Genomic DNA, 14,840 nt, shown 5'->3' with positions numbered 1-14,840 from the left:
CCCCGAGGCGGCCGTCCCCGCGCTGCCTCACCCGGCGGCACCCCCCGGAGGCTCGGTCTCGGTGAAGTGACCGCCGATCAGCCGGGCGTCGACATGGCCGGGGTCGAGTTCGCCGTGCTCGGCGAGCACCGCCCCGGCGTACCGCTCGGCGTCGTCCCGCGGGCGGTAGCCGAGGGCGCGCGCGGAGGAGAGGTCCCACCAGGCCCGGGTGTTGGCGCTGATGCCGTTGACCACGGTGTGGCCGACGTCCGGCGCGGTGAGCGCCGCGTGCACCAGGCGCGCGCAGTCGTCGGGGCTGAGCCAGGTGGAGAGCATCCGCACCGACCGGGGGCGGGCGAAGCAGGAGCCGATCCGCAACGAGACCGTCTGTACGCCGTACTTGTCCGAGTACAGGGTGGCCAGGTTCTCGCCGAACGCCTTCGACAGGCCGTAGTAGGTGTCGGGGCGGGGCGGCAGGTCGGAGCCGATGGGGGTCCCGCCGGTGAGGGGGTGGAAGCCGACGGCGTGGTTGCTGCTCGCCAGCACCACCCGGCGCACCCCCTCCCGGCGCACGGCCTCGTACAGGTGGTAGGTGCCGCGGATGTTGGCGTCGAGGATCGCCTCGAAGCCGTCCTCGACCGAGATGCCGCCGAGGTGCACCACGGCATCGACCCCGCGCACGGCCGCCCGGACGGCCTCGGCGTCGCCCAGGTCGAAGCGGAGCGCGTCGGGGTCTCCGGGGACCGGCAGCCGGTCGGCGGCGACCAGCCGGTGGCCGTGGGCGGGCAGGCGCTCACGCAGGAAGGTGCCGACGCCGCCCGCGGCGCCGGTGAGCAGGACGGTGCCGGTGCGCTGGACGGAGCCGGTGCGCTGGACGGGGCCGGTCATGGTGCTCCGATCTCGGCGCCGGACGCGTGCGCGCCGTCGGCCGGGGGTGCGGGGGAGTCGGCGGTGGGTGCGGCGGGTGCGGTTGAGGCTGTGGCTGTGGGCGCGGTGGGTCCCGTGGCGCGGAACTCCGCCGCCAGGGCGGCGGCCAGCGGCAGCCGGTCGACGGGCAGCAGACCCAGGTGGTACAGACTGAGCCGGCTCGCCCCGGCCGCCCGCAGGCGGCGGACGTGGCCGGGCAGCAGGGCCGGGTCGGCCGGCGCCAGCAGCGTGACGTACGCGTCCACCACCGGATGGCGCGAGACGGCGCGGCGCACCAGTTCGGCGCTCTCCGGACCGGTCGGCCAGCAGGGCACGAGCACGGCGTCGACGTCCCCGGCGGCCGCGGCGGTGAGTCCGGGCGAGGGGCCGGTGACCCACGGGTCGGGGTGGGCGTGCAGGGTGACGGGCACTCCGGGCAGGGCGGCGCGCACGGCGGCGAGGGCTCCGCCGCGCAGCGCGTCGGCGGCCGCGTGCCGGACGGCGAGCACCACCGCCCCGACCTCGGCGGGCGGTGCGGCCCCGGTTTCCGCGGACCGGCGGAGCTGCCCGACGACGACGTCCGGGTCCGACCCGGTGGAGCGCCACCCCGCGCGGCAGGCTTCGCAGCAGCACACCGACAGCGCCCGCAGCGCCGTCGGCCCGTAGGCGCCGTCGGTCTTCTCGTGGCACCCCGCGTGCACCGCGCCGAGCTGGCCGGCGGATTCCAGCGACACACCGTGCACGGCGCCGGCGGGCAGGTCGCGCAGGGCCTCGGCGGCCAGGGTCGCGCAGTGGTCACGGACCTCGGGCGCGGACGGGCAGAGCGCGTACGGGTAGGGCTCGCCGAAGCAGTTGACCACCGCGAGGTCGGGATGGAGCCGGCCTAGGCGGCCGTTGTGGGCCAGGACGATCCAGGCGGTGACGGGCAGACCCGCCCCGGCGAGCGCGGTCACGGCGGCGCCGCCCGGGTCGTCCCCGGGCAGCCAGTCGGCGCCGAGCGGCGCGAGCCGGCGGCCCGCCCACACCGGTGCGCGCACCGGCCGGTGGAGCGCGCCGCGGTGGGCGTCGACGAACCGCCGGCGCGGGTGGTGCGGGGTGGCGGCGCGGGTCGAGTGGTAGCTGAGCGCCAGGGTGACGGCGTCGGCGCCGGTCGCCCGGGCCCGGCCGGCGAAGCCGGGGTCGCCGAGGACGTCCCACGGGTAGGCGTGGACGGAGACGCGCGGGCTCACCATCGGGGGCGCCGCTTCCGGTATCCGGGTTCGAACCGGGCGCGGTACGCGGTGTCGTCGCGCTCCCGGACACCGCAGCGCAGGTAGTTCTCGTGCAGCCGGGCGAGCGCGTCCGGGTCCAGCCGGACGCCGAGGCCGGGACCGTCGGGCACCCGCACGGCCCCGTCGGTGATCGGCAGCGGATCGGCGACCACGTCGACGCCGTGCTGCCAGGGGGTGTGGGTGTCCGCGGCGTGGGTGAGTTCCGGCAGGGCGGCGCCGAGCTGGGTCATCGCGGCGAGACTGATCCCGAGATGGCTGTTGGAGTGCATCGACACCCCGACGCCCCAGGTGCGGCAGACGGCGGCGAGTTCGGCCGAGCGGCGCAGCCCGCCCCAGTAGTGGTGGTCGGCCAGGACGATCCCGACGGCGCCGGCGCCGAAGCCGGGCGGGAGGTCGTCCGGGGCGACGACGCACATGTTGGTGGCCAGCGGCATCGGGGCGCGGCGGGCCACCTCGGCCATGCCGGGGATGCCGGGCGTCGGGTCCTCCAGGTACTCCAGCAGGCCCTCGGTCCGGCCGGCGACCCGGACCGAGGTCTCCACCGACCAGGCCGCGTTGGGATCCAGCCGCAGCGGGTGCTCGGGGAAGGCGGCGCGCAGTTCGCGGATCGCCTCGACCTCCTCCTCCGGCGGCAGCACCCCGCCCTTGAGCTTGAGCGAGCGGAACCCGTACTGCTCGACCATCTGTCCGGCCTGCGCGACGATCCCGCCCGCGTCCAGCGCCTCCGGGTACGGATCGCCGCCCGGGTCGGGCAGTGGCCCGGCCTGCGGCGGGTGCGCGGCCCAGCGGTAGAAGAGGTAGCCCGCGTACGGGACTTCGTCGCGGACCCGGCCGCCGAGCAGGTCGGCGACGGGTCGGCCGGTCAACTGCCCCTGGAGGTCCAGACAGGCCACCTCGAAGGGGCTGAGCACCTTCAGGGTGGTCCGCTGCGGGCTGGAAGCGCCGGTCAGGCCGTGCCGGTCGGGCGAGTCGGCGGTGCCGAGGACGCCGGCGATCCGGCGGAGCAGGCCGTTGGTGTCGAAGGGGTCGAGGCCGGTGACGGCGGGCGCGACGCGGCGCAGCAGGGCCAGGTGCGGCGCGTCGCCGTACGTCTCGCCGAGACCCACCAGGCCGTCGCCGCAGCGGAGTTCGACGACGGCGCGGAGGGCCCAGGGCTGGTGTGCGCCGGCCGAGTTGAGCAGCGGCGGGTCGGGGAACGCGACGGGGGTGACGACCACCTCGCGGATCCGCATCAGGCGGCCCCGTCCAGGGTGGCGAGCGCGGCCCGGCCGCGGGCGAGGATCCCGGCCAGCTGCTCCACGTGTTCGGGGGCGGCGTCGACCAAGGGGGGCCGGACCGGCCCGAGGTCGAGGCCGCCGAGGCGGGCGCCCGCCTTCACCAGGGCGACGGCGTAGCCGGGGACCAGGTCGCGCAGGGCGACGAAGGGCAGGTAGAACTCGGCGAGCAGGGTACGGACGGCGTGCTCGTCGCCGCGCTCCACGGCGCGGTGGAAGGCGAGGGCGAGGTCGGGGGCGAAGCACAGGACGGCGGAGGAGTAGCTCTCGACGCCGATCGCCCGGTACGCCTGGACGGTGAGTTCGGCGGTGGGCAGCCCGTTGAGGAAGCCGAACGCGGCGGCCCGCGGGTGGCCGCTGGTGCGGACGGCGGTGACCAGGCGGAGCATCGCGTCGACGTCGCCGAGGCCGTCCTTGAGACCGGTGACGGTGGGGATGTCGAGCAGGGCGACGGCGGCGGCCGGGTCGAGCACGGCGTTGGCCCGCTGGTAGACGACCAGGGGCAGCGCGGTGGCCTCGGCGACGTAGCGGACGTGTCGGACGAGGCCGCCGGGGGTGCCGGTGACCAGGTACGGCGGGAGCAACAGCAGTCCGTCGGCTCCGCAGGCCGCCGCGGCGAGGGCGAACTCGCGGGCCAGCCGGGGGCCGCCGCCGCAGCCCGCCACGACGGGGACCCGGCCGTCGACGACCCGGACTGCCGTGGCGACGACGTCCCGGTACTCGTCGGGACCGAGCGCGGTGAACTCGCCCGTGCCGCAGGCGACGAACAGGGCGGCCGGGGCGGCGGCGAGCTGTCGTTCGAGGTGCTCGGCGTAGGCGGCGAGATCGATCTTGTCGTCCGGGGTGAAGGGGGTGAGGGGGAAGGAGAGCAGGCCGTGCAGGCGCATGGGGATTCCTGTCTGACGATCCGATGACCGGGAGCACGTGAGGTGGGACGGGACCGGGTGAGGTGGGACCGGGTGAGGTGAGGTGAGATGGGGCGGGGTGGGGCGGGCGCTCAGCCCTTGACGGCGCCGGAGGTGAGGCCGCGCATGAACTGCCGCTGCATCGCCAGGAAGGCGAGCACGCTCGGCAGCAGGGCGAGCAGGGCGGAGGCCAGCAGCACCCCGATGCCGACCTCCTCGTCGGAGCGCAGGGTGCGCAGCGCCACCGGCAGGGTGAACTGCCGCGCGTCGGTGGCGACCAGCATCGGCAGCAGGTACTGGTCCCAGATCATGGTGAAGCCGAAGATGCCGATCACTCCCAGCGCGGGGCGGCACAGCGGCAGGACGACGGACCAGAAGATCCGCAGATCGCCGGCGCCGTCGAGGCGGGCGGCCTCCTCCAGCTCGACCGGGATCTCCTTCATGAACTCCGCCGTGACCAGGATCGAGAAGCCCCACGCCCCGAGCGGGAGGATCATCCCGGCGAGGGTGCCGATCAGGTCGAGGTCCGAGAGCACCATGGAGAGCGGGATCGCGAGGATCTCCTCGGGAAGCATCATCGTGCCGAGGATCAGCAGCAGGACGAGCCGCCCGCCCGGGAAGCGCCGGCGGGCGATCGCGTAGGCGGCGGAGACGCTGACCGCGATCTGGAGCAGCAGGGCGCCGCCGACCACGATCAGCGAGTTGGCGAGGTAGCGCAGCACGTCGCGGTCGAACGCGGCCCGGAAGTTCTCCAGCGTGGGCCGGGTGGGCAGCAGGGTGAGTGCGGTGGGGTCGGTGACCTTGGAGAAGGCGCTGGCCAGCAGGGCGAGCAGCGGTCCGGCGAAGACCAGGACGAGGAGCGCGTACAGCGCGGTGCGGGAGAGGACGGCGAGCGGGCCGCGGCGGGTGGCGAGGCCGAGGGCGGTGTCGGGGACGGTGGTGGTCCGGCGGGAGCTCTGGCGGGTGGTCCGGCTTGTGATGGTGGGGCCTGTGGCGGTCCGGCGCTTCATCGGCCCGCCGTCCCGACCGCGTGCCGTCGGGCGCGGGGCTCGCCGCGTCGTGCCCGCAGGGCCAGGGTGAGGACGACGGTGGCGCCCAGCAGCACCATGGAGCCGGCCGCGGCCACCCCCAACTCGTCGCGTTCCAACCCGAGTTTGTACACCAGTGTCATCAGGACCTCGGTGGATCCGTTCGGGCCGCCGTTGGTGAGCAGGAAGATCTCGGTGAAGACCCGCAGCCCGCGGACGGCGGCCAGGGTGAGCAGGACGGCGAAGGCGGGCCGCAGGGCCGGCAGGGTGACGTGCCAGAGGCGGCGCGCGGTGCCGGCACCGTCGACGGCGGACGCCTCGTACAGGGTGCGGTCGACGCCGGCCAGCGCTGCCAGGAAGATCATCATGTCGTACGGCGCGCCCCGCCAGATCCCGACGCCCATCACCGACCAGAGCGCGGTGTCCGGGTCGTTGAGGAACTGCGACGGGCCGAGGCCGAGCCAGCCGAGCAGGGTGTTCACGGCGCCGCCCGCCGCCGGGTGGTAGAGGATCCGCCACACCTCGGCGACCACCGCCATCGCGGTGACCACCGGCAGGAAGACGGCCGTCCGGACGATCCACAGGTGGCGGGCGGTGCCCTCCAGCAGCAGGGCCAGCAGCAGACCCAGCGCCAGCGAGCCGCCGGTCTGACCGGCGGCCAGCAGGACGGTGTGCCAGATCGCCTGGAGGAAGGCGTCGTCGGTCACGACCTGCTGGTAGTTGGCGCCGCCCACCCACCGGTCGCCCAGGTACGGGCGGACCTCGTGGAAGCTCATCTCCAGGGCCCGGGCCATCGGCAGGAACTTGAACAGACCGAACAGCAGCAGTGCGGGGGCGAGGAACAGCCAGGGGGTGAGGCCGCCGGTCAGCCGGTGCCGCCACGGCCGCGGGCGCGCCCGCGGCCGTGGCGCCGGGGGGCGGTCGGCGGGCGCGCGTCCGGCGGCCGGTGCGGTGCCGCCGTCGGGCCCCGCCGCCGGTCCGGCCGGTCCGGCGGTGACATCGGCGGCCGCCATCAGGAGCCGGCTCCCTGCTTCTTGAGCTCGGTGGCGAAGGTGCCGGCGAGCTTGCCCAGGGTGGCCTTCGGGTCGGCCGCGCAGTCGGCGGCGAGCGAGTTGAGGGCCTCGGCGGACGCTTGCCGGAACGGCGTCCACTCCGGGACGGCGGGCACGTAGCGGCCGGAGTCGCGGAACGCCTTGTCGAACACCTGCCAGCGCTTGTCGGTCCGCACCGAGCCCAGGTCCACGTCCTGGTTGACCGGCAGCCGGACCACGTTGCCGTCGGTGTCGCCGGCCATGCCGGTCCGCTGGCCCTCGGTGCCGATCAGGTACTCGGCGTACTTCCGCTGGCCGTCGGGGTTGCGCGAGCCGGCCATCAGGTAGATGTTCTCGCCCTCGGCGAGCACGGCGGGCCGTCCGCCCGGGGCCGGGCCGGCCGGAAGGGCGACGATCTCGTACTTGTCCTGGCCGAGGCTCTTGTCGAACCGGGCCAGGTTGTAGGGGCCGGTGAAGTAGATTCCGCCCTTGCCGGTCTCGAACAGCGGGTGGGCCTGCGTGGTCTCGGTGGTGACGGCGCCCGGGGTGACGCTCCGGTCCGCGCAGAACTGCTTCTGCAGCCACCGGGCCGCCGCGAGCGAACCGGGGCTGTCGACCGCCGGCTTCAGGTTCCCGGGGAAGCCGGTGAAGTAGTCGCCGCCGTCGGCCCAGAGGAAGCTGGAGAAGTACCAGTCGAGGTAGCCGCGTTTGGTGCTGCCGGGGACGACGTAGCCGTAGGTGTCGGCCTTGCCGTTGCCGTCCGGGTCCCGGGTGGTGAACGCCGCGGCGAGGGCGTCGAGCTGGTCCCAGGTGGTGGGTACCGGCAGGCCCAGCTTCTCGCGCCAGTCGCGGCGGACGAAGAGAGCGAAGGTCTGGGCGGAGAACGGGACGCCGTAGTACTTGCCGTCGGCCCCCTTGGCGGCGTCCCAGGCGGCGGGGACCAGCCGGTCGCCGCCGGCCAGGGCGCCGCGGTCGACAGGCCGCACGAGTCCCTGCTTGACCAGGGTGCCGAGCTGCGCGGTGTCGTTCACGATCAGGTCCGGCAGCTTCTTCTGGGCGGCGGCCTGCTGGAGCTTGGTCTCGAAGTCGTCGAACAGTGCCGTGACGCGGGTGGGCACACCGGTCGCGGTGGTGAACGCGGCGGCGAGGCTCTGGTGGGTCTTCTCGGTGTTGGAGCCGGGGGGCTTGCGGACCCAGATCTCCAACGCGGACTTGTCGTCGGTGGCGCCCGAACCGCCCGGGCTGCCCGAGGCGCATCCCGCGACAGTGGTCAGGACGAGTGCGGAGGCCATGACGGCCGTCCGGAGGCGTGCATTTCTGCTGAGCATCGGATTCCCGTCTACATATATGGACAGAATCTCTGGATATGGCAGCGCTTCAAGGAGAAGTTAACGTTCGGTACCATGACCGTCAACACTCCTGAAGCACCCAACCGGACGGTGGACATGACCCCAGCCCAGTCGGACATCGCGACGGTGAAGTCGGCCGAGCGCACGGTGCGGATCCTGGAGGCCCTGGCGGCCTCGCCGACCCGATTGACCCTCGCGGAGCTGCAGGAACGGCTCGGCTATCCGCGCAGCAGCCTGCACGCGCTGGTCCGCACCCTGCGCGAGGTCAAGTGGGTCGAGGCCGACGAGGGCGGCTCCGCGTTCGGCGTCGGACCGCACGCCCTGCTGGCCGGCACCGCCTACCTCGACCGCGACCCCGCCCTGCCCCATGCGCTCGACGCCTTGGAGGACCTGCGGGCGGAGATCGGTTACACGGTGCACTTCGCCCGCCGCGACGAGGCGTACGTGCTCTACCTGGCGAGTCGGGAGTCGCGCGACAGCACCCGGGTGATCTCCCGGGTGGGCCGTCGGCTGCCGGCGCACATCACCGCGCTGGGGCAGGCCCTGCTGGCCGAGCTGACCACCGAGGAGGTGGACGCCGTACTGCCCCGTACCCTGGCGGAGTTCACCGAGGAGACCATCACCGACCGGGTCGATCTGCACGCCGAACTCGCCGAGGTGCGGGACCGGGGCTGGGCCCTGGAATCGGAGCAGGGCACCGTCGGGATCGCCTGCATCTCCGCGCCGGTCCCGTACCGGATCCCCGCCACCGACGCGATCAGTTGCTCGATGCCGGCCGAGGTCGCCACGTCGCTGGAGGTGGACCGGGTGGCACGGGCGGTGGTGGCGCACACCACCGCCCTCGCCACCACCCTCCGGCGGCACGGGATCAGATGATCCGTCCGCCTTCGGGCGGGCAGGGTGCCCCGGCCGTGGCCGGGGCACCGCGGATCAGGGAGTGACCGGGATGTTCGTCAGCCCGGAGACCGCCCCGGTCACGGTGTTGGAGGCGTACACCACGTTCGGCCGGCCCGCGCAGGCCGAGGGCGAGGTGATCCTGATCGCGTAGGCCCCGACCCCGCCGAGGTCGGAGGTGTTCCCCCGCCAGACGTTGCCGCAGCCGTTGGCGAAGGACGGCGAGGTGGACGGGTTGTGGGTCTCGTACCCGTTGGCGAAGGTCCCCGGCGCGGCGAAGCCGCCCCGGTTGTCCTCGATCCGGTAGCCGCTGCCCTTGACGTCGACCCAGGAGTCCGCCGAGTTCTCGCCGGAGATCCCGCGTCCGTCGAAGGTGTTGCCGCGGACGATCCCGTCCGAGGTGCCCTCCTTGATGTCGATCGCCTCGGCCGCCACGTACGGGCCGATCCGGTTGTTCTCCACCAGCACCCGGTCGGAGCGGTCGACCCCGCCGGTGTTGCCGTGGCAGGCCCAGTTCGAGGAGGCCGAGCCGAGGTAGACGCCCTCGCCGTAGCCGGGCTGGACCAGACCGGTGTACTCGATCACCGAGTTGCGGAGCACCCCGTCCGCCGAGGAGCGGCGGAAGTGCACGCCCTCCTCCTCGGTGTGATGGACGTACAGGCCGTCGACCACGACATGCGGCGAGTTGTCCAGGACGACACCCTTCTTGGAGTCCTTCACGGTGAAACCGGTCAGGTTCCAGTAGGGCGCGGCGGAGAGCCAGAGGCCGTAGCCGGAGTCCCAGCCGGCGGTGGGCTCCGGGCAGGCCGGGGCGTCCCCGCTCGGTCCGTCGTTGACCAGCACGGCGGTGCGGGGGCCGGTCAGTGTGATGGGCGCGGACGCCGTCCCGGCCCGCCGGGCGAGAAACGCGCCGTGGTACTCGCCGGGTGCCAGCCGGATCGTCTGCCCCGGCGCGGCGGCCGCCAGCGCGGCCGTGAGCTGGGCGGCGGTCGCGACGTCCACGACCGGGCCGGACGGAACGGTGGGCGTGACCGTCGGGGTGGCGGTCGGCGTGGCCGTGGGGGTCGGGGTGGCGGTGGGTGAGGCCGTCGGGCTCGCCGTCGGCGTCCCCGGCCCCGAACCGCCGGCACAGGGAGCGCCGTTGACCGTGCAGCCCGACGGCAGGCCGAGGCCGCCGGCGTTGAAGCCGAAGCTCTCCTCCTGGCCGGGCGCGATGTCCCCGTTGTAGGAGGCGTTGGTGAAGGTGTGACGCTGTCCGGTCTGCGTCCGGGTGGAGGACCAGCTGCTGGTGACCGTCGTTCCGGCCGGCAGGTCGAAGGCGACGGACCAACCGTGCGTGGAAGTCGCGCAGTTGTTCCGGATGTACACGTTCATGCCGTACCCGCTGCTCCAGACCGAGGTCTGGGCCGTCCGCACGGTCAGGCAGCCACCGGGCGTACCCGACGGCGAAGCGGTGGGAGAGGCGGTGGGTGACGCCGTCGGCGAAGCGGTCGGGGAGGCGGTGGGCGAGGTGGTCGGGGAGGCGGTCGGGGACGGGGTGCTGCCGCCGGTGGACTTGAGGAACAGCGAGGCCGCCGCGTCCGTCCGGCTCGCGTCCACACCGTGGCCGCCGGTGTAGTCCAGCTGCTCCCGGCCGGCCCAGTCGGGGATCGCCGTGCCGCCCTGGTCGAGGTGCGCGAACGCGTTGCCGGTCCAGCCGAACTGGTAGATCCGGTGCCGGTCGGGGTAGTAGGCCGTGTACCCGGCGCCCGCCGTCACCTGCTTGGACATGGCGTTGTTGAAGAACACGTTCCGCGGTCCGGTCGAGCCGGACCACTTGACCGCCTTCTTGCCGGCGCCCCACCAGATCGGGAACCAGGTCGACGCGTCGGGCCCGCCGCCGCCCTCCTCACCGCAGTTGGAGGTGCAGTTGGCGGAGCGGTGTTCGTACGGCACCGTCACGGTGTTGAGTTCGATCAGGTTGTTGCGCTCCCACCCGCCGTGCAGGTTGACGTCCGAGTCGAAGTCGTTGCCGATCGCGACGTTGCCGGAGGAGGACCACTGGAAGGTGAAGTGGCGCAGGTTGCGCGAGGTGTTGTCGGCGTAGAGCGAGTCCCAGACCCGGGAACCGCGGAAGTAGCCGTTGCCGCCCTTGCCCTTGTTCCAGGAGCCGTCCAGCTGGTTGTCGACGATCTGCAGGTGGTACGCCTCCTCGGTGACGATCGGGTGCGAGCCCGTCATCTCGGTGCGGACGCCCTTCACCCAGGAGTCGGCCGCCCACTTGAAGACGATGCCGTGGATCTCGTCGGCCGGTGACATGTTGCCGTAGTCGTGCACGGCGGCCGCCGGATCGAGACCGGGCATCTCCTGGGTCAGCGAGAAGCCCTCGAAGCCCACGCCGACCACCGGGTCGACGAGCGGAGCGGCCTTGGAGTCGTACACGGCGCCGTCGATCGGGGCGGAACCGTCCGACACCGAGGTCACCGGGACGTCGTACTCCAGCGGCTTGTCCAGGGTGATGGTCCGACCGGCGGTGTCGACCGCCTTGATGGTGAAGATCTGCTGGCGCATGTGCATGTTGAGCAGCGGGCCGTCGGCCGGCCGGATGTCCTGCTGCGCGTAGAACTTGAGCGAGTTGGCGGCCCGGACGTTGACCAGGCCGCCCACCTTGAGGTCGGTCAGCGCGCCGGACGGGGCCAGCGGGACGACGGTGTCACCGGTCCGGGCGGCGAAGCCGGGGTCACCGGTCTTCTCCCGCAGTTTGACCCCGGACTTCCAGTGCACGTTGACGGTGCCCTCGAAGATGTCCTTGCGGTTGGCGGGTGCCGCCGCGTAGTCCGAGGCGTAGGCGGAGTGCACGGCCCGGGACTGGACGCGGAAGACACCGCGGCCGGGCCAGAGCCAGCCGCCCTTGCCGGCGCCCGAGACCATCGCGTCCTCGTCCCAGTCGGAGCCGTCCGGGGTGAGGGTGTCGTAGCGGGTGTCGGCGTCCGGGCGGAACACGATCCGGGTGCCGCCGGTGCCGCTGCCCGCTCCGCGCAGGACCAGGTAGTCGGCGTCGACGCCGATCTGCCGGGAGAGGTTGAGCGTGCCGGCCGGGAGGGTGATCAGCGAGAGCTTGCCGTAACCCGCGCCCGGGGAGCAGGTGCCGCGCACGAAGTCGATCGCGGACTGGAGTCCGGCCGAGTCGTCCTTGCTGTCGTCGGGCCTGACGTTGTACTTCGAGGCGAGCAGCGCCGGGGTGATCCGGCAGGCGGCGTCCGTGGTGGTCTCGGAGGCGCCGGGCAGGTCGGCGCCGCCGCGGTAGCCGGCCTTCGACCAGTCGTAGAGCCCGGGGACGGGGGCCCGCCGGTTGGCCTTGGACAGGTCGAGCGCGGTGAGCGCGGCACCGGCCTGCTCCTGCGCCTGTGCCTGGGCCCGGCCGGGAGTGCCGGTCGGCGGTGCCGCGCCGGCGGCGACGGCGATGACGCCGGACGCCAGCAGCAGAGCCGTCGCACTGGTCAGTGCGACGAGCGATCGCGTGGACAAGGGACCTCCAGAAAGGTGGGGGTGAGGTGCCGAGCAACATGGTGATGACCGGTGTCCATCAGGTCAATGGCTATCCAAAATCGTGACTTGAGTCCACATATGTGGATCTGGTCCGATGGCCTGCCGGAGACCCTTGACCACCCACCCGGACGCTCCGTACCGTCGTGGCGCAGCCGTCCAGCTGTCTGACGCGCATTCACATCCGTGAACACCAACGGAGGATCGAACATGTCGAGCCCCGCACCCGGCCGCACCGCATCCACCCCGGTCGATGTGGACCGTGTCGTCCGCGCCGCCGAGGCCACCCGTCCGGTGCTCGCCGACCGCACCCTCCGGGCCGGGCTGCTGCGCACCGCGGCCGAGCTGCTCGCGGCCGCCCGGGACGAGATCGTCGCCACCGCCGACGCCGAGACCGGCCTCGGTGCCCCCCGACTCGACGGCGAACTCACCCGTACTCACGATCAGTTGCTCGCCTTCGCCGACCACGCGTGGACCGGCGCGCTGCTGGACGTCACCATCGACCACGCCGACCCCACCGCCCGGCCCGCTCCCCGCCCCGACCTGCGCCGGACCAAGGTGCCGCTGGGCGTGGTCGCGGTGTTCGGGGCGGGCAACTTCCCGCTCGCCTTCGGCCTGCCGGGCGGCGACACCGCCAGCGCGCTGGCGGCCGGCTGCCCGGTCGTGGTCAAGGCCCACCCCGGCCACCCGGCGACCGGCGACCTCTGTGCCCGGCTGCTGCGCCGGGCCGCCGCGAAGGCGGGCCTGCCCGAGGGCGTGGTGGGCGTGGTCCACGGTTTCGAGGCCGGCCGCGCGCTGGTCGAACACCCGCTGACCGCCGCCGTCGGCTTCACCGGGTCGCTGCACGGCGGCCGGGCCCTGCACGACCTCGCCGCCGCCCGCCCCCGGCCGATCCCGTTCCACGGCGAACTCGGCAGCCTCAACCCGGTGTTCATCACCGAGGCGGCCGCGGCGGCCCGCGGCTCCGAGCTCGGCGCCGGCCTCGCCGCCTCCTTCACCCTGGGCCTCGGACAGCTCTGCACCAAGCCCGGTCTGGTCCTGCTCCCCGAGGGCCCGGCGGGCGACACCGTGATCGCCGCCGCCGCCGCGGCCGGCGGCGCGACGACCGGACGGCTGCTGGACGAGCGGATCGACTCCTCCTTCCGCTCCGGGGTCCGCACGATGGCCGAACTCCCCGATGTGACCGAGGTGCCGGTGGATCACGCTGTTCCCATCGGTGCGGCCGCTCCCGGGGCCGTCCGCCCCCGGCTGCTCGCGGTGCCCGCGGCCCGGCTCGCCGCCGGCGACAGCCACCGCGCGCTGCTGGAGGAGTGCTTCGGGCCGGTCGCCGTGCTGGCCCGCTACCGGACCCCCGCCGAGGCTGCCGCCGTGCTGGCCCGGATCCCCGGCACCCTGACCGCCACCGTCCACCTCGCCGAGGACGAACACGGCCCCGAAACAGCCGAGTTGATCGCCCGGCTGAGCGCGCTCGCGGGCCGGGTGGTGGTGGACGGATGGCCGACCGGCGTCGCCGTCACCGCCGCCATGCACCACGGCGGCCCCTATCCGGCCGCCACCACCAACGCCACCTCGGTCGGTACGGCGGCCGCCGAGCGCTGGCTGCGCCCGGTCGTCTACCAGAACACCCCGCAGACCCTGCTCCCGCCGGAGCTCCGGGACGACAACCCGCTCGGGGTGCCCCGTCGGGTGAACGGTCGCACGGAGGGCTGACCCGGCACCGGACACGTCCGAGCCCGCGCCCGCCCCCGGGCACGGCGGCCTGGTTGCCGCGCCGGGCTTCGCGTTCGCGCCCGGTCCGCTGTCCGACGTCACTCCGAGGTCCGGTGGGTGACCTCCTGTGCCCGGGGCGGGCCCACCGTCCGCCGCGCCCGTGACGGGACGGCCGGTCACGGCGGCCGACGGCATCGGTCGGACCGGGCGTCCCCAGGAGTGTCCGGTGGTGCCGGAGCGGGGCGGGGCGGTGGGCGGCCGGGCGGCGCGAGTCCGCACGGCGGAGGCCGGGGCGGACTCCGCCGAAGGTGACCGCCCGCCGTGGGACGCGAACGGTGGGCGCTGCTCGGCGTCACTGTGGTCGGCGGCGCTCCGCCGTCGACCCGCGAGCACCTCGCGCCCCACCTCACCCGTGTGCCGCAGGTGTCCGACGCCGACGTACTCGCGGAGGCCGCACCGGCACCGGCGCCGCTGTTCCTCGACCGCTGCCCGCCGATCGGCGAGCCGCCCGGGAGGAGAGAGCCGCACGTGGTTCCGACGGGCCGGGTCGGGGTCGCCACTCCCGGCTGTGCCCGGGTCCCGTCGGGACCCGAACCGGTGCGGACCGGTGCCCGCGGCCGGGGGAGGGCGTCGGTCGTGTGACCGGCGCCGGGCTCGCTGTTCGCGCTCTTCCTCCGCCTGACGCTGTCTTGGCAACGTGACCTCGGGCTCTCACCGTTCGCGGTGGGTGTGCGGACGTGGTGGGGCTGCCCTGAGGGGTGGTCTGCGGCCCGGCGGCGCGGGTACCGGCCCGAGTTGGCCCGGTGGTCGCGGAGGGCGCGACGAGTGCGGCGCCCGAGGAGGTCGGCGGCACGGCGGTCGCCGTCGGTGGCACCTCGCGGCAGGTGGGTGTCGTGCTCGGGACTTCTCCGGAGGCCGCGCCTTGGTCGGGGCGGGTCGGCCCGAGGTGCTCGCGGTCCTGCCCGGAC

11 protein-coding genes are annotated in these 14,840 nt (G+C 74.1%); 3 read left to right on the top strand and 8 right to left on the bottom strand.

Going from position 1 to position 14,840, the window contains the following annotated elements; genetic code table 11:
* Window positions 1–27 precede the first annotated feature (27 nt).
* The 7 genes from ACIQ9P_RS08405 to ACIQ9P_RS08375 all read right to left on the bottom strand — a co-directional run bounded on the left by ACIQ9P_RS08405 (window position 28) and on the right by ACIQ9P_RS08375 (window position 7,686).
* Window positions 28–867 carry an NAD-dependent epimerase/dehydratase family protein gene (locus ACIQ9P_RS08405; RefSeq protein ID WP_402351749.1) on the bottom strand — a complete coding sequence of 280 codons (840 nt, stop codon included), beginning with the start codon at window positions 865–867 and terminating at the stop codon, window positions 28–30.
* Complete coding sequence (locus tag ACIQ9P_RS08400) at window positions 864–2,117, bottom strand: hypothetical protein (RefSeq protein ID WP_402351746.1); 1,254 nt, start codon at window positions 2,115–2,117, stop codon at window positions 864–866. The genes ACIQ9P_RS08405 and ACIQ9P_RS08400 overlap by 4 nt, the downstream gene beginning before the upstream one ends.
* Window positions 2,111–3,388, bottom strand: a complete 1,278-nt coding sequence (locus ACIQ9P_RS08395; RefSeq protein WP_402351743.1) for a glucarate dehydratase family protein — start codon at window positions 3,386–3,388, stop codon at window positions 2,111–2,113. The genes ACIQ9P_RS08400 and ACIQ9P_RS08395 overlap by 7 nt, the downstream gene beginning before the upstream one ends.
* Complete coding sequence (locus tag ACIQ9P_RS08390; RefSeq protein WP_402351740.1) at window positions 3,388–4,317, bottom strand: 5-dehydro-4-deoxyglucarate dehydratase; 930 nt, start codon at window positions 4,315–4,317, stop codon at window positions 3,388–3,390. The genes ACIQ9P_RS08395 and ACIQ9P_RS08390 overlap by 1 nt, the downstream gene beginning before the upstream one ends.
* 110 nt (window positions 4,318–4,427) lie before the next feature.
* Window positions 4,428–5,345 (bottom strand): carbohydrate ABC transporter permease, encoded by a 918-nt coding sequence (locus tag ACIQ9P_RS08385; protein WP_402351737.1) that lies wholly within the window; start codon window positions 5,343–5,345, stop codon window positions 4,428–4,430.
* Window positions 5,342–6,376, bottom strand: a complete 1,035-nt coding sequence (locus ACIQ9P_RS08380) for a carbohydrate ABC transporter permease (RefSeq protein WP_402351734.1) — start codon at window positions 6,374–6,376, stop codon at window positions 5,342–5,344. Before ACIQ9P_RS08380 ends, ACIQ9P_RS08385 begins: the two co-directional genes overlap by 4 nt.
* Window positions 6,376–7,686: an extracellular solute-binding protein gene (locus ACIQ9P_RS08375; protein WP_402351731.1), complete on the bottom strand. Its 1,311-nt coding sequence runs from the start codon at window positions 7,684–7,686 to the stop codon at window positions 6,376–6,378. The genes ACIQ9P_RS08380 and ACIQ9P_RS08375 overlap by 1 nt, the downstream gene beginning before the upstream one ends.
* A gap of 111 nt (window positions 7,687–7,797) precedes the next feature.
* Here ACIQ9P_RS08375 and ACIQ9P_RS08370 point away from each other — a divergent pair, with 111 nt between their 5' ends.
* A complete protein-coding gene (locus ACIQ9P_RS08370; RefSeq protein WP_402351728.1) occupies window positions 7,798–8,619 on the top strand; it encodes an IclR family transcriptional regulator in 822 nt (273 codons plus the stop codon).
* A gap of 54 nt (window positions 8,620–8,673) precedes the next feature.
* Here the strand turns inward: ACIQ9P_RS08370 and ACIQ9P_RS08365 are convergent, their stop codons facing one another.
* Entirely contained in the window at window positions 8,674–12,144 is a 3,471-nt protein-coding gene (locus ACIQ9P_RS08365) for a cellulose binding domain-containing protein (protein ID WP_402351725.1), read from the bottom strand.
* A 228-nt stretch (window positions 12,145–12,372) separates the two neighbouring features.
* Between ACIQ9P_RS08365 and ACIQ9P_RS08360 the strand changes: the two genes are divergently transcribed.
* Both ACIQ9P_RS08360 and ACIQ9P_RS08355 read left to right on the top strand, forming a co-directional pair.
* The gene (locus ACIQ9P_RS08360; protein WP_402351722.1) at window positions 12,373–13,872 is read left to right on the top strand and encodes an aldehyde dehydrogenase (NADP(+)); all 1,500 of its coding nucleotides are present in this window, start codon (window positions 12,373–12,375) and stop codon (window positions 13,870–13,872) included.
* 321 nt (window positions 13,873–14,193) lie between these two features.
* On the top strand, window positions 14,194–14,514 hold the full coding sequence (locus ACIQ9P_RS08355) for a hypothetical protein (protein WP_402351719.1): 321 nt from the start codon (window positions 14,194–14,196) through the stop codon (window positions 14,512–14,514).
* Window positions 14,515–14,840 lie beyond the last annotated feature (326 nt).

The sequence above is a fragment of the Kitasatospora sp. NPDC094019 genome (assembly GCF_044764505.1).
Classification (GTDB): domain Bacteria; phylum Actinomycetota; class Actinomycetes; order Streptomycetales; family Streptomycetaceae; genus Kitasatospora.
The sequence above is the reverse complement of the archived record's forward strand: the minus strand, read 5'-3'. Positions and strand labels throughout refer to the sequence as shown.